This is a genomic window from Streptomyces sp. NPDC001700 (assembly GCF_053596435.1).
Genome location: NZ_JBSFGE010000013.1, coordinates 1 through 20,575, shown reverse-complemented (window position 1 = coordinate 20,575; position 20,575 = coordinate 1). Strand labels below are relative to the sequence as shown.

The window sequence follows — 20,575 nt, the reverse complement described above, 5'->3', positions numbered from 1 at the left end:
CAGCACCGGAACTGAGAACACCCTCGAGGAGGTACGCCATGACCGCCGAGATGGTGGCGCCCGCGTGGATGCGCAGCCAGATCAGCGCGGAGCAGTACGACTCCTGGTCCGAGGAGCAGTGTGCCGGCATTGAGATCGTGGACGGGATGGTCGTCGTGAGCCCGAGCGCATCCAAGCGGCACAACCGGCTGGCCCGAATCCTGGCCAATGCCCTGGACGCCGCCGCAGGCCCGGACTGGAACGCCGACACGGACTTCGATGTCCGCCTGCAGGACGTACCTCTCACCAACCGCCGTCCGGACGTCATCGTCTACCGAGCGGAGACCATCGACCTCACCCCCACCCGCCCCGAACACGTACTCCTGGTCGTCGAGGTCGTGTCGCCCGGCTCGGAGACCACCGACCGGATCGTGAAGGTGGACCAGTACGCCAAGGCCGGGATCCCTTTCTACTGGCGCGTCGAACAGGCTGCCACCGGCGTTCCGATCGTCTACACCTACGTTCTCGACCCCGCCAACAGGGCCTACCGGGAAGGCGAGGTGTTCACCGGCACGGTGAAGGCCGTCGCACCCTTCTCCGTCGCTGTGGACCTGGGAGCCACCTGACAGCACTGGAAGAAGGAGCACCAGCGCATGTCCCCGGTGCGCAGCCGACGCCATCGGGTTCCGCAGGCGATCTTGGTCGTGAACCTGCCGGTCAGGTCGTGTGTCTGTGAGGGTTCTGCCTCGACAGACGTAACCTCCGTGGCCGAGACAACGACGTGGCACCGGACACTGGTGGAATGCACACACCGATAGAACCGCCCACGGAACCGCCCACCACGCTGGGCGAGCAGCTCCTGCTCCTCTCGTTGGACGACGAGTCCGGCACCGCGAAGGAGTCGGCGAAGGTGGCCCTGGCGATCTCCGCGGCCTCGCTGGTGGAACTCGCCCTGGCCGGCCGGATCGACGTGGCCGACGACAAGGTCAGCGTCATCGACGCGGCGCCATTGGGCGAGCCCGCCCTCGACAGCGCGCTCGCCGCCATCGGCGGCAAGGACAGGCCGCGCAAAACCAAGGACTGGATCGCCCAGTTGAAGACGGACGCGGTGGCCCGGGCGAACACGGGCCTGGTCGAGAAGGGGCTGGTGCGGGAGGAGAGGAAGAAGGTGCTCGGCCTCTTCCCCGTGCGCCGCTACCCGGAGGCCGACGGCTCGGTGGAGGCGGCGGTACGGCAGCGCCTTGACGCGGTCGTCCTCCAGGGCGCGGCGCCGGACACCCGCACGGCGAGCCTGGTGGCCCTGCTGCACGGAGCGAAACTGCACCGCCTGGTTTTCCCGGACGCCGACGCGCGCCGGGTCGCGGCGGCCATGGAGTCGATCGCCCACGGCCAGTGGGCCGCGACGGCGGTGCGCAGCGCCGTGAAGGCCGCGGAGGAAGCACTGGCGACGATGATCGCGGTGACGGTGACGACGACGGTCATCGCGGGCAGCTGACGTCAGGCGCGGCCCGTAGACGTGGCCCGCTGAACGCGGCCGCAGACGTGGCCCGCTGAAGAGCTGGAGCACCGTCTCGAACGTCTCGTTCGACCACGGCCGCCGCGCGCTCCCGGCGCGTGAAGCGCCCCCACGCGCTGGGCCCGGGTATGGCCCACCGCGCGGGTCAGGCTAGTTGTCCACAGGGGGAGTTATCCACAGGGCTGCCGGAAATGAGGCAGAAGGGGAAGACTTGGGGAGCAACGCGCGATTCACGCGTGGCGCTCGTGCAGGAGGGGGATCACATGCCGGGCTCACTGGCCGTGCTGCGGGACAGCCACCGGACGGAGGTCGAGCGGCTGCTGACGCGGGCCGTGGAGGAGGAGGTGCGGCGCTCGGGCGGCCGCACGGACGGCGGGGTGCTGCTGACCCGCGCGCGGGGCTCGCTGGACGAGATGGCGGCGACCGCGGCCGAGGAGTACGGCGCGTATGTGCGCGCGCTGGAGGAGGCGGAGGCGGGCAGCAGACCGCTCTCGGCGATGCTGGGGCGGGGGCGGCTGGCCACCCCGGCGCTGGCCGCGGGGGTGGCGGCGGTCGCCGCGTTCGGCGCGGACCTCACCTTCGGCACGTCGGCGGGCACGGCGCTGGGCGCGGGCGTGACCGCGGGCGTGGCGGGGTCGGCCGCGGCCGTCCTCAAGCTCACCGCGGCGCACTGGCCCGCCGCCCACCGCCAGGCGGCGCTGCGCAACCAGCCCGGCGGGCCCGAGCAGCTCCGGCTGCAGTGGCTGACGGCGGTCGAGGTGCGCGGTATCCGGCCGTTCATCGACCAGCACCGGATGACCTCGGCCGCCACCCGCCAGGGCGGCGGCTCCCCCAAGCGCTCCGGCTCCCCGGCCGGCGGGCAGGCGCCGCGGCTGCGGGGCGCGGACCGCAGCCAGGCGGCCCGCAGGCGCACCGTGCTGGAGCAGTCCTTCGGCCATCTCCCCCAGGCGGACGGCCCGTTCGCCGGGCGCCGCGCGCAGACCACCCAGATCGCCCAGTGGGTGCACCAGGCGCGGGCCAGCACCGAGACCAAGCCGACGGTGGTGCTGCTGGAGGGCCCGCCGGGCTCGGGCCGCACGATGCTGGCCGTGCGGGCGGCCCATGAGCTGCGCGACCAGTTCCGGGGCGCGTGCCTGGTGGATCTGCGCGGGGACAGCGCCGAGCAGGCACCGCTGTCGACCCGCGACGCGCTGCTGCATCTGCTGAACCGGCTCGGGGCACCCCGCGACCAGCTGCTCTTCCGGGAACGGACCGGTCAGGACCAGCACCTCAAGCGGCTCATCGAGCTGTATCACCAGCACATCACCGGGCTGCCCGTCACGATCGTGCTGGACGACGCGAGCGACGCGGAGCAGGTGTGCACGCTGGTCCCGGAGCGGTCCGACAGCCTGATCCTGGTCACCTCGCGCACCCCGCTCTCCCTGCCGCCGGAGCTGGCCGCATGGGTGCACAGGCTGGAGGTCGGCCCGCTGGACCAGTCGGGCGCCGAGGAGCTGCTGCGGGTCTCCGCCGAGAATCCGGCCGGGCCCGGTCCGTACGACGGGCAGTCCGTGGAGCGGATCGCCGAGCTGTGCGGGCGGCTGCCGCTCGCGCTGCGGATCGCGGGCTCCTCCCTCGGCCCGCGCACCCCTGCCGCCCTCGCCACCGACCTGGAGGCGTACGGGCCGGTCGGCCCGGTCGAGCGCACCCTGTGGCTGCGCTACACCGACCAGCAGGACGCCGCCCGGCGGCTGCTGCGGCGCCTCGCGCTGGCCGGGCGGGCGAGCATGGGCGCGGCGGCGGCCGCGGCGCTGCTGGGCGCCGATCAGCAGGAGGCGGCCCGCCATCTGGACGCGCTGGGCCGCGCCGGGCTGATCCAGCATGTGCGCGGCAGCCGCTACCGGCTGCACGACGTGGTGCGCTCGTTCGCCGCCGCCCGGCTGGCGGACGAGGAGGAGCCCGAGCAGCGCACCGCCGCCCAGGAGCGGCTGATCCGCAGCTACGCCGAGCTGGCGGACTCGGTGATCCGGCTGGTCGACGGCAAGACGTCCACCCGCGCCGACGTCTTCACCAAGGGCACGGCGGGCGGCCACGGCTTCACCTCGCTGGACGCGGCGCTGGGCTGGCTGGACGACGAGTCGAGCTTCATCACGGCGGCGCTGCGCCACGCGGAGGGCGTGGACCAGTCCGTGGTGCTGCATCTGCTGGGCGCCCTGTGCGACTACTGCCTGCTGCGCGGCGACCTGTACCGGCTGGGCGAGATCAGCGAGCTGACCCAGGCCGTCGACCAGGGGCTGCTGGTGCGGTCCGTGCAGTGGCGCACCGGTATCGCCGCCCGCCAGCTCGGCGAGCTGGACCAGGCCCGTACGACGCTGTCCTCGGTGGTCGACCTGTATTTCGAGGCCCAGCACGAGGCGGGGGCCGCCCGGGCGCTGTGCAGCCTCGGCATCACCCTGCACCACCAGGGGAATCTGGTGGAGGCCTCGGCGAAGCTGCGCGAGGCGCTGGACCTGCAGACGTCCGAGCCGCTGCGCGGGGACCGGGGGTGGACGATGCACGCGCTGGCCGCCGTGGAGCGGGACCGAGGGCAGCTGGCCGAGGCGCTGGACCTGCTGCGGCAGTCCCTGGAGCTGCACCGGGAGTCCGAGAGCCTGCACGGCCAGGCGTGGGCGCACTTCCAGCTCGGGCAGGCGTGTCTGCGGATGGGCGACGTGTCGCGCGCGGAGGCCGAGCTGCGGGACGCGCTGGGCGCGTACCACCGCACCCACGACCAGCGCGGTGAGGCCTGGGCGCTGACCCAGCTGGCCCGGGCCCGGCTGGTGGCCGGGGAGCCGTCGGCGGCCGTGGACCAGCTGCGCCAGGCCCTCTCCCGGCACCGGGAGAACGAGGACGCGCGCGGTGAAGCCTGGACGCTGTACTACCTGGGCCAGGCGCTGGAGGAGCGCGGCGACCGGGACGCGGCGGTGCGCGAGCTGGAGCGGGCCCGCACGATGTTCAACCGGATGCGCGATGTGTACGGGCTGGCGTGTGCCCGGCACCACGCGGCGCGGGTCACCCGTGATCTGCGGGCGGCGCAGACCGGCTCGCTGCGCAACAGCGGCTTCGCGCGGCAGCTGCTGCAGGACGCGCGGCAGGACTTCCACCGGGTGGGGGTGGCCCATGGCGAGGCGTGGTCATGCGTCGAGCTGGCGGTGATCGACGCGGGGAACGGCCGGGCGGTGCAGGCGCTGGAGCTGGTGGACGAGGCGGCCCGGCTGTTCGCGGGGTACGGGGACCGGCGCGGTGGGTCCTGGGCGCGGTTCCTGCGCTGCACGCTGCTGCCGTTCGCCTCGGCGGGCGGGTCAGTCATCGGCACGGCGGTGGCGCAGGAGGAGCTGGCGGAGCTGCTGCGGGAGCTACGGGAGGAGCCGGGCGGGGCCGCGGCGGGCGGGGATCCCCGGCTGGAGGGGTGCGCGGAGGCGTTCGCGCTGGTGCTGGAGCGGGGTGTGGAGCCGGAAACGGGGTGGCAGGCATGGCAGCTCGGCATGGTGCCGAGCCGCCGCTCCCGCGAGGTCATGGCCGTGCTGTCCGACCGCCCCCGCGCCTGACCCAGCCCCCGCGCCCGGGGTGAGGCCGGTCCGCTCCGGGCCGGGGCCCGGGAGGGGGCGCTACGCCGGGCCGCTCAGGCCGTGCGCTCCCCGTTGGTGTGCTCCCCCGTGGCGCCCTTCCCGCCCTTCGGGGAGGCGGTGGCCCGGGCTGCACCGGGCTCCGGCGCCTCCTCGAAGTCCACCTTGTTCATGTGCTTGTTCATGGACTTCATCAGGAGCCACACCGCGCCGCCGATCAGTGCGAAGACGACGAACCCGAGCAGGCCCGGGGTCACCTTGTTCTCGTCCAGATCCTTGGCGAGCGGGACGAGATGCGTCATGGCGAGGGTGCTGGTCGCGCTCATCATGGGGTCAATTGTTGCGGATGCCCGCGAAGAGGTCGTCCTCGGGGAGGGAGGTATCGACGAGCGACTTCGCCAGCTCGTACTCTTCCGTCGGCCACAGCTCCTTCTGGATGTCCATGGGCACCCGGAACCAGCCGCCGTCGGGGTCGATCTGCGTGCGGTGCGCGATCAGCGCCTTGTCGCGGATCTCGAAGAAGTCCGCGCACGGCACATACGTGGTCAGGGTGCGCTCGCGCCTGGAGAAGTCCTTCCAGCGCTCCAGCCACTCCCCGTACGGCGAGTCCAGGCCGCGCGCGAGCAGCCCCTCGTGCAGCGCGACGGTGCGCGGCCGGTTGAAGCCCTGGTTGTAGTAGAGCTTCTGCGGCTGCCAGGCCGGGCCCGCCTCGGGGTACTTCTCCGGGTCCCCGGCCGCCTCGAAGGCCACCATCGTGATCTTGTGGGTCATGATGTGGTCGGGGTGCGGATAGCCGCCGTTCTCGTCATACGTCGTGATGACCTGCGGCTTGAAGGAGCGGATCAGCTTGACGAGCGCGCCCGCCGCCTCGTCCACGTCCTGGAGCGCGAAGCAGCCGTCGGGCAGCGGGGGCAGCGGGTCGCCCTCGGGCAGCCCGGAGTCCACGAAGCCCAGCCACTCCTGCTTGACCCCGAGGATCTCGCGCGCCTCGTCCATCTCCTTGGCGCGCACCTCGTGGATGTGCTCCTCGATGTACGGATCCCCCTGGAGCTTCGGGTTGAGGATGGAGCCGCGCTCACCGCCCGTGCAGGTCGCGACCAGCACGTCCACCCCCTCGGACACGTACTTGGCCATCGTGGCCGCGCCCTTGCTCGACTCGTCATCCGGGTGCGCGTGCACGGCCATCAAACGCAGCTGCTCAGTCAACTTCGATCCTCAGTGATTCGTCGCGGAAGACGGCTTCTATAGTGACCCACAGCGGGCCCGAATAATTCCGGGTCTCCCAAGCAGGAGGAAGCGATCATGTCGGCGGTGCGCGAGGGCCTTCCCGAGGGGCGCTACGGCCGCTCCGCGGATGAGCGGGCCGACCGCAAGCTGAAGATCATCGGTTCGGTGCTCGGCGCCGGTCTGGTCGCCCTGATCGCCTGGTTCGGGTACGCGTACGTCATCGAGCAGGACGTCAGCGGGCAGCTGACCGGTTTCGAGGTGACCTCGGACGACACGGTCGAGGTCCGGCTGGAGATCACCAAGGACCAGGACGCCACCGCCGAGTGCACGGTGCGCACGCTGGACACCTACCACGAAGAGGTAGGCCGCAAGAGCTTCACCTTCGGGCAGCGCCAGGACGACATGATCAAGGTCGTGACGGTGCGTACCACCGCGCGCGCGACCAGCGCCGAGCTGATCGGCTGCGGCTCCGCCGCGGACAGCTGAGCCGGGCGGCCCGCCCAGGCACCGCCCGGGCACGGCCCCGGACGCCGCCCTGACACCGGCTTGAGCCACGGCCGGAGGCTCGGTCGGAGACTTGGTCGACTCATGCCCGAACTCGCCGGATTTGTCCCGTTTCATGCGCATGGAGTCAAGTTCCCTCCTCCCCGTTTCCTGTCGGAATTGTTAGGCTCGTGGTTTCGCCCGGCTTTGAAGGCGCACCCTTCTGAGTAGGGCGTTCATTTGTATTCCCAGCACCGACGAGGAGCACCTGTGACCCAGACCAGCGAGAACGTCACCTGGCTGACCCAGGAGGCGTACGACCAGCTCAAGGCCGAGCTGGAGTACCTGTCGGGTCCGGCACGTATCGAGATCGCGAAGAAGATCGAGGCTGCCCGGGAGGAAGGTGACCTCCGGGAGAACGGCGGTTACCACGCCGCCAAGGAGGAACAGGGCAAGCAGGAGCTTCGCGTGCGTCAGCTGACGCAGCTCCTGGAGCACGCGAAGGTCGGAGAGGCACCCGCGGACACCGGCGTGGTCGCCCCCGGCATGGTCGTCACCATCGCCTTCGACGGCGACCCGGACGACACCCTGACCTTCCTTCTCGCCTCTCGTGAATACGCGAGCTCGGACATCGAGACCTACTCGCCGCAGTCCCCGCTGGGTACGGGTGTGAACGGCAAGAAGGTCGGCCAGGACGCCGAATACGAACTCCCCAACGGCCGCACGGCCTCGGTGCGCATCCTGGACGCGAAGCCCTATCAGGGCTGAGCGCCCTCCCAACGCCCGCACATCTCACAGCGAGCCCCCGGCCACCACGGCCGGGGGCTCGCTGTAGCAGCACTCAAGCCGTCGCCGAGCGGTACTTCCGGACCGACAGCGTCCGGAACACCACGATGATCACCACCGACCACAGCACCGACGCCAGCACCGGATGCTGCATCGGCCAGGCATCCGAGACCACGCCCTCCGGATTGCCGAACAGCTCCCGGCAGGCCTGCACCGTGGCGCTGAACGGGTTCCAGTCCGCGATGTGCCCCAGGAACTCGGGCATCTGGCTGGACGGCACGAACGCGTTCGAGATGAAGGTCAGCGGGAACAGCCAGATCAGCCCGCCGGACGTCGCGGCCTCGGGGGTCCGTACCGTCAGCCCGATCAGCGCGCCGATCCACGAGAAGGCGTACCCGAGCAGAAGCAGCAGGCCGAACGCGCCCAGCGCGCTCAGGATTCCGTCGTGCACCCGCCAGCCCACGATGAGCGCGACGATCGCCAGCACGACCAGCGTCAGCGCCGTCTGCACCAGATCCGCGAGCGTACGGCCGGTGAGCACCGCGCCGCGCGCCATCGGCAGTGAGCGGAACCGGTCGATCAGCCCCTTGTGCATGTCGTCGGCGATCCCCGCGCCCGCGCCCGCCGTCGCGAAGGTGACGGTCTGCGCGAAGATCCCGCCCATCAGGAACTCGCGATAGACGTCCGCGGAGGCACTGGCCTGCCCCGGCACCATGATCGCGCCGCCGAATACATAGCTGAACAGCACCACGAACATAATGGGCTGGATAAGGCCAAAAATGACTACTTCCGGAATCCGCATCATTCGGATCAAATTGCGCTGGGCGACCACCAGCGAGTCCCGTGCCGCCGCGAGCGGTCCGCCGCGCGGCCGGGGGGCGGCGGCGACGGTGGCACCCGACTCCTCGACAACAGCCATCACTTGCCTCCCTCTCGCCCGTCGCTGTCCTCGGCACCATGACCGGTGAGCGAGATGAAGACGTCGTCGAGCGTCGGGCGGCGCAGCCCGATGTCGTCGATCTCCACTCCCCGGGTGTCCAGTTCGCGGATGACCTCGGCGAGCAGCTTGGCCCCGCCGACCACCGGCACGGTGACCTTGCGGGTGTGCTCCTGCACCGTGGTCTCGCCCTTGCCCAGCACCCGCAGCACATGTTCGGCGACCGCGATGTGCTCCCGCTCGTGCACCACGACCTCCACCCGCTCCCCGCCTGTACGGGCCTTGAGCTGGTCGGAGGTGCCACGGGCGATGACCTTGCCGCGGTCGATCACGCAGATGTCATGGGCCAGATGGTCGGCCTCCTCCAGATACTGCGTGGTCAGCAGCAGCGTCGTACCCCCCGCCACCAGTTCCTGGATGACCTCCCACAGCGCCTGCCGGTTGCGCGGGTCGAGCCCCGTCGTCGGCTCGTCCATGAACATGACGGGCGGGCTGACGACCAGGGCGGCGGCGAGGTCGAGACGGCGGCGCATGCCGCCGGAGTACGTCTTGGCGGTGCGGTCGGCCGCGTCCGCGAGGCGGAACCGCTCCAGCAGCTCGTCCGCGCGGGCCTTCGCCTCGCGCGCGCCCATCTGGTAGAGCTGGCCGACCATCCGGAGGTTCTCGCGGCCCGTCAGATACTCGTCGACGGCGGCGAACTGCCCGGACAGGCCGATGGACCGGCGGACCTCGTTGGGGTACTTCAGCACATCCACCCCCGCGACCACCGCCGTTCCGCTGTCCGGGCGCAGCAGCGTGGTCAGTACGCGCACCGCGGTGGTCTTGCCCGCGCCGTTGGGGCCGAGCAGCCCGAGCACGGTTCCTTCCGGTACGTCGAGGTCGACGCCGTCCAGAGCTGTTACGTCACCGAAGGTCTTCACCAGGCCCTCGGCATGGATCGCGCCTGGCATGTTGGCACTCCCAGAGTTGGGTGTTCCCGGGTCGGGTCAGCGCCACAGGGGACGCGTCCCCTCAATAAAGGCATATGTCCGGCCACAACGGCAGCGTCGCGACAGCAAGTGAGAAGGAAATCCTAGCGCGGTCGCGATACATCGCGACATACGCGAGACGTGAAGAGACGGGAGGAGACGGGAGGAGACCTGAGGAGAGTCCTCAGATCATCACCGTGTACCCGGCCCCGTGCAGCGCCTTCCGGACCTCATCGCAGTGCTCCGGCCCCTTCGTCTCCAGCTGAAGCTCCACTTCCGCCTCGCTGAGCCCGAGACGCGGGTTGATCCGCACATGGCTGATGTCGAGCACATTGGCGTCCATCGCCGACAGCTCCGCCAGCAGCGTCGCCAGCGCCCCCGGCCGGTCGGTCAGCCGCAGCCGCAGCGACAGATAGCGGCCCGCCGCGGCCATGCCGTGCCGCAGGATGCGCTGCATCAGCAGCGGATCGACGTTGCCACCCGAGAGCACCGACACCACCGGGCCCTCGAAGGACTCCGGATCCGACAGCACCGCCGCCACCGGACTCGCCCCCGCCGGTTCCACCACCAGCTTCGCCCGCTCCAGGCACAGCAGCAGCGCGCTGGACAGCTCGTCCTCGCTGACCGTGCGGACCTCGTCGACGAGCGCGTTGATGATCTCGAACGGAACGTCGCCCGGCAGCCCCACCTTGATGCCGTCCGCCATCGTCACCGGCGCCTCGACCGGCACCGGGCGCCCCGCCGCCAGCGAGGCCGGATACGCCGCGGCGCCCGCCGCCTGCACGCCCACCACCCGTACGTCCGGCCGCAGCGCCTTCACCGCCACCGCGACCCCGGCGACCAGCCCGCCCCCGCCGATGCCCACCACGATGGTGCGCACCTCGGGGCACTGCTCCAGGATCTCCAGGCCCAGCGTGCCCTGGCCCGCGATGACGTCCGGGTGGTCGAACGGATGGATGAAGACCGCACCCGTCTCCTCCGCGTACCGCCGCGCCGCCCGCATCGTCTCGTCCACGATCTGGCCCTCGAACCGGACCTCCGCGCCGTAGTCCCGGGTCGCCGCGATCTTCGGCAGCGGCGCGCCCTCGGGCATGAAGACGGTCGACCGCACCCCCAGCAGCGAGGCCGCGAGCGCGACGCCCTGCGCATGGTTCCCGGCGCTCGCCGCGACCACCCCCGCAGCCCGCTCTTCAGCCGTCAGACGGGCGATCCGCACATAGGCGCCGCGCAGCTTGAAGGAGCCCGTACGCTGCAGGTTCTCGCACTTCAGCTGCACCGGGGAGCCGACCAGACCGGTCAGATAGCGGCTGCCCTCCAGAGCGGTCAGCCGGGAGACCCCCGAGAGCATCTTCTGCGCCTCGCGCACATCGTCCAGCGTGACCGCGAGCGGAGCGGACGGTACGGAGCGGGCGGGACGCGGAGCCCGGCCGGACCCTTCCTCGCCGCCGGGTCGGGGAGCCATACCGCCGGATCGTGGAGCCATGGGCCCAGTCTCGCAGCTCCGCCACAACACGGCCGGGCCGGGGGAACCAGGGGTTGGCCGGTTGTCGGCAGGTTTCTGCAGCCCCCGTACGGGCAGGGCCCGGGCCGCGTACTCTGTGCCACATCCCACAGACCACCGCATGAAGTGAGCCCTAGGCCATGCCCACCCAATCGGACATGACGACTCAACTCGACACCGGCGTACTCGATTCACTCCAGCACCAGGTCGCGGTCTTCGCCCGCCGCGCGGAGCAGACCCGGCTCGGCGGCGTCGGACAGGCCCGCAACTCGATGGACCGCGCCGCCTACCTGCTGCTCAACCGGCTCGACCAGGAAGGCCCCATGGGGGTCAAGGCACTCGCCGGAGGCATGGGCATCGACTCGTCCACCGTGACCCGGCAGGTCGCCCCGCTCGTCGACTCCGGCCTGGTCAAGCGCACCTCGCACCCCGAGGACGGCCGCGCCGTCGTGCTCCAGCTCTCCCCGCGCGGCAAGGCCCGCCTGGAGGAGGTGCGCTCCTCGCGGCGCGAGCTGATGGCGCAGGTCACGGACGACTGGACGGTGGAGGAGCGCGATATGTTCTGCGATCTGCTCACCCGCTTCAACGTCGCCCTCTCCGCCGCGCACGGCGCGGTGCCGCAGGCGGCGGCCCCGGCGTCCTGAGCCGGACCAGACCTCTCACTGGACTCCTGCTCGACTCTTGACCGGGCGCCCCTGACTGCCGTGTCCTTGAGGAACGGAAGGCGGAGGGCGCGGTGCGAGAGCGGCGGGCAGCACGGGAGAGCCGCCGGGCCCGGGAATTCGAGGCATTTGTCGCGGGCGCGGGTGGCAGGTTGTTGCACGCGGCCACACTGCTCACAGGGGAACGTACAGGGGACCGCTCGGGGGGAACCGAAGCCGAATCCGAAGCCGGATACAAAGCCGAAACCGGCACCGCCGTCGGCACCGCCGCCGCGCAGGACCTCCTGACCGCCGCGCTCGCACGCACCTACGCCCGCTGGGACCAGCTGCGCGGCGAGGATCCGTACGACCGCACCCGCCAGGAGCTGGCCGCCCTCTTCGCCCACCGGGCCCGCCGCTACCGCCGCCCGCGCGGCGGCGTCCTGGACCGGCTCACCCCGCGCGAGCGGCTGGTGCTGGTGCTGCGGCTGTACGAGGGGGTCGCGGAGGAGCAGACGGCGGCCACGCTGGGCCTGCCGGTCGAGCGCGTACGGGCCATCTGCACTCGGGCCGTCACGCTGATGCGCACCCCCGCACCGCGCCCCGGCCCAGCTGCGGGAGTAGCGCGATGAGCTTCCCGGACCGCAAGGAGGACCAGGTCCGGCGGATGCTGGAGGGGCCGCATCCGGTTCTGCCGCCGGATCTGGCCGGTAGGGCGGCCGGTCGCGGACAGCGGCTGCTGCGCCGCCGCCGGACGGCGCGGACCGTCGGCTGGGCGGTGCTGCTCGCCGCGATCGTCGCGTTCACCGTCTGGGCCGCGGTCGTCCACCCGTGGGCGGGGCCGCCCGCCGACACCACCCCTCCGCTGGAGGGGTGGTGACTCCGAGGTGACTCAGCTGCTCAGGCCAGCGCCTGGCTCAGGTCCGCCAGCAGGTCGTCGATGTGCTCGATGCCCACCGACAGCCGTACGAGATCCCCCGGCACCTCCAGCGCCGAACCGGCCGTCGAGGCGTGGGTCATCCGCCCCGGGTGCTCGATCAGCGACTCGACGCCGCCCAGCGACTCGCCGAGCGTGAACAGCCGGGCCCGGTTGCAGACCTCGACCGCCGCCTCCTCGCCACCGGCGGCCCGGAACGACACCATGCCGCCGAAGGACCGCATCTGCTTGGCGGCGACCTCGTGGCCCGCGTGCTCGGCCAGCCCCGGGTAGTAGACCTGGGCCACCTTGGGGTGGGCGGTGAGCAGCTCCGCGACGCGCTCGGCGTTCGCGCTGTGCCGGTCCATCCGTACGCCGAGCGTCTTGATGCCGCGCAGCACCAGCCAGGAGTCGAAGGGGGCGGCGACGGCGCCCATCGCGTTCTGGTGGAAGGCGAGTTCGTCGCCGAGGGCCGGGTCGGAGACGATCAGCGCGCCGCCGACGACGTCCGAGTGGCCGCCCATGTACTTGGTGGTCGAGTGCACGACGATGTCCGCGCCGAGCGCCAGCGGCTGCTGCAGATACGGGCTGGCGAACGTGTTGTCCACGACGAGCCGGGCCCCAGCGGTGCGGGCGACGTCGGCGACGGCGGCGATGTCGGTGATGCCCAGCAGCGGGTTGCTCGGCGTCTCGACCCAGATCACCTTCGTACGGGGGCGCAGCGCGGCCCGTACCGAGGCCGGGTCGGAGGTGTCGGCGACCGACCACTCCACGCCCCAGCGCTCGACGACCTTGGCGAAGAGGCGGAACGTGCCGCCGTACGCGTCGTTCGGGATCACCACGTGGTCGCCCGGCGCCAGCAGCGTGCGCAGCAGGCAGTCCTCGGCGGCGAGGCCGGAGGCGAAGGCGAGCCCGCGGCGGCCTCCCTCCAGGGCCGCCAGGTTCTCCTCCAGGGCGGTGCGGGTGGGGTTGGCGGAGCGGCTGTACTCATAGCCGCCGCGCAGGCCGCCCACCCCGTCCTGCTTGTAGGTGGAGACCTGGTAGATCGGCGGAACGACGGCGCCGGTGAGCGCGTCCGCCTCCTGGCCCGCGTGGATGGCGAGCGTCTCGAAGCTCTGGGGGTCCTGATCGGTCATGAGCCCGAGCGTAACGCGCGGCGGGCGGGTGCAGGATGTGGCCGGGGGCCCGTCCAGGATTCAACGGCTGTCCGCGATGTCAGTCGGGGCGCATAGGCTGGAGCACAAGCCGTCACGGGACTTCACACGGGGACACCTCATGGAGCTTCTGATCTTCCTCATCGCCATCGTCATGATCGGTGGGCTGATCGTGCTGCCCGCCCTGCGGCGGAGGCGCGGCGGCCGCGAGGCCCTGCGGGGCGCGGTGCGCGCCACGGACCCGGGTGAGTACGGCTTCGTACCGCCCGAGCAGCTGGACGTACGGCTGCCCGGCCCGGACCGCCAGCTCATCGACGCGCTGGAGGAGGTCCAGTCCGGGCAGGACTGGCAGCCCGCCTCCCGGCTGCTCGCGCTCACCGAGGCGACCTCCGAACTGCGCTGGCAGCGCGTCCAGACGCTCGCCGGGGCCGCCGCCTTCGAGCTCGCCCAGGCCCCCGGCAAGGGCGGGATGTGGCTGCGCACGTGGCGCGTCGCGGCCCCCGAGGACCCGGGCGCGGCCGCCGTGCAGGCGGAGTTCCTGGTCCGCCAGGCGCTGCGCGACCCGTCCTCGCAGGACTTCCGCATGATCCTGGAGGAGGCCCGGGACGTCTGCCACGAGGCGGCGCGGCTGGCCCCGGACGACCCCGTTCCGTACATCATCGAACTCGGCGTCGCCCGTGGTCTCCCCTACCGGCAGGCCGACTTCGAGGAGCTGTGGACCAAGGTCACCGACCGGGCCCCGCACCACATGGGCGCCCACCTCGCCGCCCTCCACTACTGGTGCGAGAAGTGGCACGGCTCCCAGGACCGCGCCGACCGCTTCACCCACGCCGCGGCCGCCTCCGCCCCCGACAAGAGCCTCCTGCCCGCGCTGCCGCTGTTCGGCGTCTTCGAGCACCTGCCCGAGGTCAACCTCGTCCGCAGCCTGTACCAGAGCGATGTGGTCACCAAGGCGGTCGAGGGCGCCCTGTACGCCGTCCGCCGGGCCCCCGCCGACCACCCGGTCCTGCCCCACGTCCGCCACCTGCTGGTCTGGTTCCTGGTCCGGTCGGAGCGGTACGCGGACGCCATGGAGCAGCTGCGCCACGTGGACGGCCATGTGGGCGCGGTGCCGTGGTCGTACGGGGCGGACCCGGCCGCCGAGTACGCCGTCTACCGGGCGCTGGCGGTGGCCGGCTGGGAGGGCCACGGCGGCTCCCCGGCGACCCTGCCGAAGTGAACGGCGCGGCGACGGTCCGGCACCCCGGCGCAGGTGAACGGCCCCGGCGCCCCGGAATTCGAGCGCACCCCCGCCCGTTGTAACGGGTAGCCGCCGTACTCTTCTGCCCGCTCTTGCCCCCCGAGGAGCCCTCCCGATGCTGTTCAGCCGCCGCGAGAACCACCTCCCGACCCCCGAGGAGGCACTGAAGGGCCGCCCCGAACCGGGCTTCACGGTCCCCGACCGCCACACCGTCCTCGGCAACCCCCTCAGCGGCCCGTACCCGCAGGGCCTGGCCGTCGCCGACTTCGGCCTCGGCTGCTTCTGGGGCGCGGAGCGCGTCTTCTGGCAGGCCCCCGGCGTCTGGACCACCCTGGTCGGCTACCAGGGCGGCCACACCGAGAACCCCACCTACGAAGAGGTCTGCAGCGGCCTCACCGCCCACACCGAGGCCGTCCGCGTCGTCTTCGACCCCGCCCTCACCTCGTACGGCGCGCTCCTGAAGCTCTTCTGGGAGTCCCACGACCCCACCCAGCACTTCCGCCAGGGCAACGACGTCGGCACCCAGTACCGCTCGGCCGTCTACACCCACTCCCCCGAGCAGCAGTCCGAGGCCGAGTCCTCCCGTACCGCCTACCAGTCCGTCCTGACCGGCTCGGGCTACGGCGAGATCGCCACCGAAATCCTTCCCGCGGGCCCCTTCTACCCGGCCGAGCCGTACCACCAGCAGTACCTGGACAAAAACCCCGCAGGCTACTGCGGCATCGGCGGCACGGGCGTCTCCTGCCCGATAGGCGTGGCCCCGGCCGACGGCTGAGGCCGCAGCCCCACGGGCGGGTCACTTGCGGGCTTTGCGCTGCTTGACAGGCGAGTTCGGTGGTGTGTTGCCGCATCCGGGAACGCTGCCTTCGGGACTGCAGTTGTCCGGGGCGTTGCGGATGACCTTGCTGTCGGTGAGGGTGACCCCGCTGGAGGCCCCATTGAAGATCCCGCCGCCGGCGGTGATCGCCGTGTTGCGGGTGACCAGGCTTCGCACCAGCGTGGGCGTACTGAACTCGCTCATCAGGCCCGCGCCTGTCACGGCGATGTTGTGGCTGACGGTGGTCGACGTGAGGTGCAGGGTTCCGCCGAACTGGTGGATGCCGCCACCGTGCAGGGCGGTGTTGCCGCTGATCAATACGGAGTCCAGCGACGTCGTACTTCTGAGGTTCTCCAGACCGCCACCGCTGTCGCTGAGTGCCCGGTTGTCGCGCAGCGCCCCACCCTTCATCGTCAGCGAGCCGATGCGGCCGAAGATGGGGTTGCTTCCGTTGGTGATTCCGCCGCCATTATGGGTTGCGGTGTTGCGCTCAATGGTGCTGCGGTCGAGATTGAGCTGTCCGCCGGGGCTGTGGATGCCACCACCCGTTCCGGCCAGATTGCGCTTGATGGTCGCGCTGTTCAGGTTCAGGGTGCCGCTGTTCCAGATGCCGCCGCCGGCGTTGTTGTCGGCTATTCTTCCGCCGCTGACCGTGAGCGACTTCAGGGTGAGTGTGCCGCCGAACTGCACATGGAATATGCGGAAGTTCTCCGTCGAGTCCGGCGCGCGTCGTATGGTGGCGCCGCGGCCGGATATGGTCACGTTCCCGGTGATCTCCGGAAGCCCGTCATCCGGGTTGTCGGGTGAGGTCAGGGTGTAGGTGCAGCGGGGCGCGAGGGTGATGCTGCCGCCGCTGGTGTTGGCCTGGCTGATGGCATTTCTCAGGGCAGTGATGTCGTTGCACGGCACCTGAGTCCCCCCGGCGGCACTGGCGGGCCCAGTCGGCAGGAGCGCAAGGGACACCCCCATACCAACCGCGGCGGTCACGGCACCGGTCCGCACGATGTTCTTCATCGCTAGGCCTTTCTCAATACTGGGGAGCGAAAAGGCACATTGACGTTTCCTTCATAACTGCCGGACGGAGCAGCCTCATCCGGTGTACCGCCGAACGGCTGGGGCCACAGCACTCGAACGGCAGGCATGAAATGCGCCGAATGCGCACGTCGCATATACCTGAGGGTGATCAGTGGCGCTCAAGGTGAAGACTCAGTAGCTGGGCGTCACCGGGGTCGTACCGTCCCTGTTCCCCACACCGAGGGAAGCCACATGTCCAACCCGCTCATACGCGCATCCGTCACCGCCGCCACCGGCCTCGGCCTGTGCCTGACTTTTCTGCCCGCCGGACAAGCACAAGCGCGGACGTCGACCCGCGTCCCGTGCAACGATGTCGCCGCCCTGAAGGCGGCCATCACGGACGCCAACACCGGCGGCGGCAGCATCGTCCTCGCCCCTCGGTGCGTCTATACCTTGACGCAGGCCGACAACGAGGGTGACGGCCTCCCCGAGATCACCGGCAATGTGCGGATCAGCGGAGACAACACCAGCATCGAACGCAGTTCCCCCCAGGGCTTCCGCATCTTCCATGTGAAGCAGGGCGGCAACCTCGGCCTGAAGTCGATCACGGTGCGCTATGGGGAGACCATTGCCGCGGACAGCGAAGGTGGGGGCATCTTCAACGAGGGCGGCACCCTCACCCTGACCGACTCCACGGTCAGGAACAACATCGCCGACGTCGGCGGCGGGATCTGGAACCGGCAGGGAACGCTCACCTTGAAGAACACCAGGGTCACCAACAACCGAGGGGGCTTCGGTGGCGGAGTGGCCACCGACGGCACGATGACGATGGAGGGTGGCACTCTCCACGACAACACGGGCGGATCCTGGGGAGGCGGCCTCGCCAACGCGGGGGACACCAAGCTCAACCATGTGTTGATCAACGGCAACGACGCCGGTGAGTACGGGGGCGGCATCGTCACCCTGGCCATCAACCTCAGGACCGGGCCGCTGCGCGTGGACAACACCACGATCAGGGACGGTATCGCCCGGACCAACGGCGGCGGCGTCTTCACCGGCGCGGACGAGACGACAACCCTCTACCGCAGCGTCGTCACCAAGAACACGTCGAACGGCGGACCCACCACCGGAGGCGGCATCGGGAACCCCGGAACGTCCCTTCACCTCTTCATCGGTGGCACCAACAGCTCCCCGCGCAAGGAGGTCAAGGAGAACACGGGGGGCAAGGAGAGCGAGGGGAACTCGACCATGCAGACGCCGTTCAGGGTGGACCTCATCCAGAGCAGGGTCTTCAAGAACGATCCGACCAACTGCGCCCCGCCCAACAGCGTCCCCGGCTGCGACGCCACCGACTCCGCCGACTCCGCCGACTCCGCACCCGCACAGACCACACCGAAGTCCGCCAAGCACTGAGCTTGCGGTGTGGGAATCCCCCTCAGCCCCCGACCAGCGAAGTTGGCCGGGGGCTGACTGAGGCCGCGGAATCTCGGTCGAAAAGGCGGAACGCCGTCGCTAGCGTCTGTCGGATGGAAATCGACGTGCTGGGCACCTCGAACATGTACCCCAACCGCCCCGGCCCCGGCTCCCACATCGCCAGCGGCAACTTCATGGTGGCGCCGGAGGCGCGCGGCCGGGGGGTCGGTCAGGCCCTGGGCGAGTACCTGCTCAACTGGGCCTCGACCAGCGGCTACGCGGGCGTGCAGTTCAACGCGGTCGCCGCCTCCAACACCCCCGCCGTCAGACTGTACGAACACCTCGGCTTCACCCTCATCGGCACCGTCCCGGACGCGTTTCACCACCCGGCACTTGGCCGGGTCGGACTGCACGTCATGTACCACGACCTTGGCGCCTGATCCCCTTCGCTCAGCCAGCCGCTCGGCCTGCTCGGCGGTGAAGAACGGGATGAGCATGTGGTGCAGTGCGCAGGTGCCGGTGCCTGGGTCGTCAGCAGCCGGTCGAATCCGAACAGGGCTTCCCCCGTAGGCACGGGCGTCTCCTGCCCGATAGGCGTGGCCCCGGCGAACGGCTGAACCGGAAAGGCACCCGGCGCGCTCCGGGAGACTGACGAGCGCAGACCAGTGCCAATATCGGTCGACACTCGACTGCGGCGAATGGCGAGGTCGGCGGAGTGGTGCGAGCATCGAATCAGGTCTGTCGGCCGGTATGCCCGGCGCGCGGCGCGGGATGCGCCGGGGCAATGACATCAATGATGTGCGGTCGCTGTTCCTCCCCGTAGGGAGCTGCCATGACCAAGAATCTGATCGTCTGCTGTGACGGCACGTGGGACCTCGCCGACCAGCCCAACAAGACGAACGTCACCAAGGTCGCTCTGGCCGTTCAACCGCGGGCGGGCGGCGTAGAGCAGCGCGTGTACTACGGTCGCGGCGTCGGCACACGCCGGTGGGAGCGCCTGCGCGGCGGCGCGTTCGGCATGGGGTTGTCCAGCAACGTCCTGGACGCCTACCGCTTCCTCGCCGACGCCTACGAGCCCGGCGACCATCTGTACCTGTTCGGATTCAGCCGGGGGGCTTTCACCGCCCGCAGCCTTGCCGGCCTGGTGCGCAACTCCGGCATCCTGCGCCGGGAGAACGCCCACCGGATCAAGGAAGCGTGGGCCCTGTACCGCGACCGGATCGAGAAGCCGAGCGGCACGGCCGCCACCCTGTTCCGCCAGACATATGCGCACGAGACGCGGATCCGCTTCATCGGAGTGTGGGACACAGTCGGTACTCTCGGCATCCCGGTTCCGGGGCCCCGGTGGCTCAAACCGGCCGTGGCCTCGGTCAACCGTCGGTGGGCGTTCCACGACACCGAACTGAGCAGCTGGGTGGAGGCGGCCTTCCACGCACTGGCCATCGACGAGCAGCGCACACCGTTCATCCCGACGCTATGGCATCAGCAACCCGGCGCCGACGACAACGGCCAGGAATTGAAGCAGGTGTGGTTCGCCGGAGTGCACAGCGACGTCGGCGGCGGCTACAGCGAGACGGCCCTGTCCGACATTTCCCTGCTGTGGATGGTCCACCAGGCTCGCCGTCACGGGCTGGAGTTCAACCCCGAGGTCCTCAGCGAGGCCAGACTGCGCGCCATGACCCCGAACGCCAGCGTGGACTTCTATGTGCGCCCCGACATCATGGGCACGATGCACAACTCACGCACCGGCCCCTACCTCATGGCCCGACCGTGGCACCGGCCCATTGGACAGGCCGCGGACAAGTCGGGTCGTGCCGACGGGCGCGAATATCTCTCGGAAACCGCTCGCATACGCCACGACGAGGACGCGTCCTACCGACCGCCCGAACTCGACCGCTATCTCGCCGAGGGACGCGTACACCTCGAACCGGTGCCCCTGACCGCTCCCGACTCGCATCGAAGACGAGTCGGCTAGCGCGCTGCGCGGTAGTGGAGGTAGACGACTTTCGACCCGCCGCCGATCGCGATGCCGCCCTCCCCGGGCTCGGCTCACAACCGTCCGACAGCTCGCTGATCGCCGCAGAAAATTCGATCGAACGGACTGAACTCCGTCGCTAGCGTCTGACGGATGGAAATTCGGGCGTTCGAGGAACGCGACTGGCCGCAGGTCTGGCCGATCATCGAGCAGATCGTCCGCAAGGGGGACACCTTCTGCTACGACCCCCACCAGACGGAGGCACAGGCCCACGACATGTGGGTCGTGCCGCCCCCGGGGCACGCCGTCGTAGCCGTGGAGAACCAGCGCGTGCTGGGCACCTCGAACATGTACCCCAACCGCCCCGGCCCCGGCTCCCACATCGCCAGCGGCAACTTCATGGTGGCGCCGGAGGCGCGCGGCC

21 protein-coding genes are annotated in these 20,575 nt (G+C 70.6%); 14 read left to right on the top strand and 7 right to left on the bottom strand.

The features are described from left to right. Window positions 1–38: 38 nt before the first annotated feature. From ACWC5C_RS23920 to ACWC5C_RS23910, 3 genes are all read left to right on the top strand, one after another. Entirely contained in the window at window positions 39–605 is a 567-nt protein-coding gene (locus tag ACWC5C_RS23920) for a Uma2 family endonuclease (RefSeq protein ID WP_450878335.1), read from the top strand. A 176-nt stretch (window positions 606–781) separates the two neighbouring features. Then, the gene (locus tag ACWC5C_RS23915; RefSeq protein WP_450878333.1) at window positions 782–1,474 is read left to right on the top strand and encodes a GOLPH3/VPS74 family protein; all 693 of its coding nucleotides are present in this window, start codon (window positions 782–784) and stop codon (window positions 1,472–1,474) included. 284 nt (window positions 1,475–1,758) lie between these two features. Beyond that, window positions 1,759–5,061 carry a tetratricopeptide repeat protein gene (locus ACWC5C_RS23910; RefSeq protein ID WP_450878331.1) on the top strand — a complete coding sequence of 1,101 codons (3,303 nt, stop codon included), beginning with the start codon at window positions 1,759–1,761 and terminating at the stop codon, window positions 5,059–5,061. Between the two features lie 74 nt (window positions 5,062–5,135). On the opposite strand, the gene ACWC5C_RS23905 is transcribed toward ACWC5C_RS23910, so the two are convergent. Together ACWC5C_RS23905 and mca are read right to left on the bottom strand one after the other, a co-directional pair. Further along, window positions 5,136–5,405 (bottom strand): hypothetical protein, encoded by a 270-nt coding sequence (locus tag ACWC5C_RS23905; protein WP_450878698.1) that lies wholly within the window; start codon window positions 5,403–5,405, stop codon window positions 5,136–5,138. A 7-nt stretch (window positions 5,406–5,412) separates the two neighbouring features. Continuing rightward, window positions 5,413–6,285, bottom strand: coding sequence for a mycothiol conjugate amidase Mca (gene mca / locus ACWC5C_RS23900; RefSeq protein WP_385447521.1), 873 nt, complete (start codon window positions 6,283–6,285; stop codon window positions 5,413–5,415). Window positions 6,286–6,381: 96 nt separating this feature from the next. On the opposite strand from mca, the gene ACWC5C_RS23895 reads away from it, so the two are divergent. Beyond that, window positions 6,382–6,792 carry a DUF4307 domain-containing protein gene (locus tag ACWC5C_RS23895; RefSeq protein ID WP_450878329.1) on the top strand — a complete coding sequence of 137 codons (411 nt, stop codon included), beginning with the start codon at window positions 6,382–6,384 and terminating at the stop codon, window positions 6,790–6,792. A 267-nt stretch (window positions 6,793–7,059) separates the two neighbouring features. Next, the gene (greA, locus tag ACWC5C_RS23890; protein ID WP_055548325.1) at window positions 7,060–7,557 is read left to right on the top strand and encodes a transcription elongation factor GreA; all 498 of its coding nucleotides are present in this window, start codon (window positions 7,060–7,062) and stop codon (window positions 7,555–7,557) included. 73 nt (window positions 7,558–7,630) lie between these two features. Here greA and ACWC5C_RS23885 read toward each other — a convergent pair whose 3' ends face one another. The 3 genes from ACWC5C_RS23885 to ilvA all read right to left on the bottom strand — a co-directional run bounded on the left by ACWC5C_RS23885 (window position 7,631) and on the right by ilvA (window position 10,828). Beyond that, window positions 7,631–8,494: an ABC transporter permease gene (locus ACWC5C_RS23885; RefSeq protein ID WP_450878327.1), complete on the bottom strand. Its 864-nt coding sequence runs from the start codon at window positions 8,492–8,494 to the stop codon at window positions 7,631–7,633. Then, the gene (locus ACWC5C_RS23880; RefSeq protein ID WP_450878325.1) at window positions 8,494–9,462 is read right to left on the bottom strand and encodes an ATP-binding cassette domain-containing protein; all 969 of its coding nucleotides are present in this window, start codon (window positions 9,460–9,462) and stop codon (window positions 8,494–8,496) included. Before ACWC5C_RS23880 ends, ACWC5C_RS23885 begins: the two co-directional genes overlap by 1 nt. A gap of 202 nt (window positions 9,463–9,664) precedes the next feature. Beyond that, window positions 9,665–10,828: a threonine ammonia-lyase gene (gene ilvA, locus ACWC5C_RS23875; RefSeq protein ID WP_450878696.1), complete on the bottom strand. Its 1,164-nt coding sequence runs from the start codon at window positions 10,826–10,828 to the stop codon at window positions 9,665–9,667. Between the two features lie 293 nt (window positions 10,829–11,121). Between ilvA and ACWC5C_RS23870 the strand changes: the two genes are divergently transcribed. From ACWC5C_RS23870 to ACWC5C_RS23860, 3 genes are all read left to right on the top strand, one after another. Next, the gene (locus ACWC5C_RS23870; RefSeq protein ID WP_179936492.1) at window positions 11,122–11,625 is read left to right on the top strand and encodes a MarR family winged helix-turn-helix transcriptional regulator; all 504 of its coding nucleotides are present in this window, start codon (window positions 11,122–11,124) and stop codon (window positions 11,623–11,625) included. A 92-nt stretch (window positions 11,626–11,717) separates the two neighbouring features. Next, window positions 11,718–12,254 (top strand): sigma factor-like helix-turn-helix DNA-binding protein, encoded by a 537-nt coding sequence (locus ACWC5C_RS23865; protein ID WP_450878323.1) that lies wholly within the window; start codon window positions 11,718–11,720, stop codon window positions 12,252–12,254. Next, window positions 12,251–12,502 carry a hypothetical protein gene (locus ACWC5C_RS23860; protein WP_450878321.1) on the top strand — a complete coding sequence of 84 codons (252 nt, stop codon included), beginning with the start codon at window positions 12,251–12,253 and terminating at the stop codon, window positions 12,500–12,502. Before ACWC5C_RS23865 ends, ACWC5C_RS23860 begins: the two co-directional genes overlap by 4 nt. Window positions 12,503–12,522: 20 nt before the next feature. On the opposite strand, the gene ACWC5C_RS23855 is transcribed toward ACWC5C_RS23860, so the two are convergent. Further along, entirely contained in the window at window positions 12,523–13,674 is a 1,152-nt protein-coding gene (locus tag ACWC5C_RS23855) for a cystathionine gamma-synthase (protein WP_450878319.1), read from the bottom strand. A gap of 139 nt (window positions 13,675–13,813) precedes the next feature. Here ACWC5C_RS23855 and ACWC5C_RS23850 point away from each other — a divergent pair, with 139 nt between their 5' ends. Together ACWC5C_RS23850 and msrA are read left to right on the top strand one after the other, a co-directional pair. Continuing rightward, a complete protein-coding gene (locus tag ACWC5C_RS23850; protein ID WP_450878317.1) occupies window positions 13,814–14,911 on the top strand; it encodes a hypothetical protein in 1,098 nt (365 codons plus the stop codon). 136 nt (window positions 14,912–15,047) lie between these two features. Next, entirely contained in the window at window positions 15,048–15,707 is a 660-nt protein-coding gene (gene msrA / locus ACWC5C_RS23845; protein ID WP_450878315.1) for a peptide-methionine (S)-S-oxide reductase MsrA, read from the top strand. A gap of 21 nt (window positions 15,708–15,728) precedes the next feature. Here the strand turns inward: msrA and ACWC5C_RS23840 are convergent, their stop codons facing one another. Then, window positions 15,729–16,763 (bottom strand): right-handed parallel beta-helix repeat-containing protein, encoded by a 1,035-nt coding sequence (locus tag ACWC5C_RS23840; protein WP_450878313.1) that lies wholly within the window; start codon window positions 16,761–16,763, stop codon window positions 15,729–15,731. A 252-nt stretch (window positions 16,764–17,015) separates the two neighbouring features. Here ACWC5C_RS23840 and ACWC5C_RS23835 point away from each other — a divergent pair, with 252 nt between their 5' ends. From ACWC5C_RS23835 to ACWC5C_RS23820, 4 genes are all read left to right on the top strand, one after another. Continuing rightward, window positions 17,016–18,176, top strand: coding sequence for a hypothetical protein (locus ACWC5C_RS23835; protein ID WP_450878311.1), 1,161 nt, complete (start codon window positions 17,016–17,018; stop codon window positions 18,174–18,176). After that, window positions 18,074–18,616, top strand: a complete 543-nt coding sequence (locus ACWC5C_RS23830; RefSeq protein ID WP_450878694.1) for an N-acetyltransferase family protein — start codon at window positions 18,074–18,076, stop codon at window positions 18,614–18,616. Before ACWC5C_RS23835 ends, ACWC5C_RS23830 begins: the two co-directional genes overlap by 103 nt. Before the next feature lie 392 nt (window positions 18,617–19,008). After that, window positions 19,009–20,151 (top strand): DUF2235 domain-containing protein, encoded by a 1,143-nt coding sequence (locus tag ACWC5C_RS23825; protein ID WP_450878309.1) that lies wholly within the window; start codon window positions 19,009–19,011, stop codon window positions 20,149–20,151. A 153-nt stretch (window positions 20,152–20,304) separates the two neighbouring features. After that, on the top strand, window positions 20,305–20,575 hold a 271-nt coding region (locus ACWC5C_RS23820), incomplete at its 3' end, for an N-acetyltransferase family protein (protein WP_450878307.1).

Coding starts and splice junctions, on each gene's coding strand:
- ACWC5C_RS23905 (WP_450878698.1), bottom strand. CDS start 5,405: ATGAGCGCGACCAGCACCCTCGCCATGACGCATCTCGTCCCGCTCGCC.
- ACWC5C_RS23870 (WP_179936492.1), top strand. CDS start 11,122: ATGCCCACCCAATCGGACATGACGACTCAACTCGACACCGGCGTACTC.
- ACWC5C_RS23880 (WP_450878325.1), bottom strand. CDS start 9,462: ATGCCAGGCGCGATCCATGCCGAGGGCCTGGTGAAGACCTTCGGTGAC.
- ACWC5C_RS23860 (WP_450878321.1), top strand. CDS start 12,251: ATGAGCTTCCCGGACCGCAAGGAGGACCAGGTCCGGCGGATGCTGGAG.
- ACWC5C_RS23855 (WP_450878319.1), bottom strand. CDS start 13,674: ATGACCGATCAGGACCCCCAGAGCTTCGAGACGCTCGCCATCCACGCG.
- ACWC5C_RS23910 (WP_450878331.1), top strand. CDS start 1,759: ATGCCGGGCTCACTGGCCGTGCTGCGGGACAGCCACCGGACGGAGGTC.
- ACWC5C_RS23840 (WP_450878313.1), bottom strand. CDS start 16,763: ATGAAGAACATCGTGCGGACCGGTGCCGTGACCGCCGCGGTTGGTATG.
- ACWC5C_RS23835 (WP_450878311.1), top strand. CDS start 17,016: ATGTCCAACCCGCTCATACGCGCATCCGTCACCGCCGCCACCGGCCTC.
- ACWC5C_RS23850 (WP_450878317.1), top strand. CDS start 13,814: ATGGAGCTTCTGATCTTCCTCATCGCCATCGTCATGATCGGTGGGCTG.
- ACWC5C_RS23825 (WP_450878309.1), top strand. CDS start 19,009: ATGACCAAGAATCTGATCGTCTGCTGTGACGGCACGTGGGACCTCGCC.
- ilvA (WP_450878696.1), bottom strand. CDS start 10,828: ATGCTCTCGGGGGTCTCCCGGCTGACCGCTCTGGAGGGCAGCCGCTAT.
- ACWC5C_RS23895 (WP_450878329.1), top strand. CDS start 6,382: ATGTCGGCGGTGCGCGAGGGCCTTCCCGAGGGGCGCTACGGCCGCTCC.
- ACWC5C_RS23920 (WP_450878335.1), top strand. CDS start 39: ATGACCGCCGAGATGGTGGCGCCCGCGTGGATGCGCAGCCAGATCAGC.
- msrA (WP_450878315.1), top strand. CDS start 15,048: ATGCTGTTCAGCCGCCGCGAGAACCACCTCCCGACCCCCGAGGAGGCA.
- ACWC5C_RS23915 (WP_450878333.1), top strand. CDS start 782: ATGCACACACCGATAGAACCGCCCACGGAACCGCCCACCACGCTGGGC.
- ACWC5C_RS23885 (WP_450878327.1), bottom strand. CDS start 8,494: ATGGCTGTTGTCGAGGAGTCGGGTGCCACCGTCGCCGCCGCCCCCCGG.